The sequence below is a fragment of the Streptomyces litchfieldiae genome, from assembly GCF_031845365.1.
Lineage (GTDB): Bacteria > Actinomycetota > Actinomycetes > Streptomycetales > Streptomycetaceae > Streptomyces > Streptomyces litchfieldiae.
The window spans coordinates 1-464 of sequence record NZ_JAVREL010000101.1 but is presented as its reverse complement, the minus strand read 5'-3'; the positions used below and the strand labels follow the sequence as shown (position 1 = coordinate 464).

General features: G+C 71.8%; 1 protein-coding gene. It reads left to right on the top strand.

The window, feature by feature from the left end:
- Positions 1-68 precede the first annotated feature (68 nt).
- Positions 69-464, top strand: a 396-nt coding sequence (locus tag RM590_RS35575) for an SAM-dependent methyltransferase (RefSeq protein ID WP_311708951.1), incomplete at its 3' end; no start/stop codon positions are given.

Below are 464 nucleotides of genomic sequence, written 5' to 3'. Positions count from 1 at the left end.
CTTGGTGTCCCCGTCCGCCCCGCCCCCTGCCGGAACCGCCCGCCGCCGCCCTGGCATGATCGGCCGATATGAGCGACGCACCGCCACGCCACATCCTCGTCATCGGCATGGGAGCCGGTGACCCCGACCATCTGACCCTCGCCGCGATCAAGGCCATGCGCAGGGCCCAGGTCTTCTTCGTGCTCGGCAAGGGCCGGGAGAAGGACTCCCTGACCCGGCTGCGGCGGGACATCCTGGCCGAGCACCTCACCGGCCCCTACCGGGTCGTGGAGGCCGAGGACCCCTGGCGGGACCGCACCCAGGACGACCGGGGGCGCTACACGACGGCGGTGCACGACTGGCGCCACCGCCGCGCCGACATCTGCGAACGCCTGATCATCGAGGAGCTGGCACCGGGGGAGTGCGGAGCGTTCCTGGTGTGGGGCGATCCGTCCCTGTACGACAGCACCCTGGCGATCCTGGAG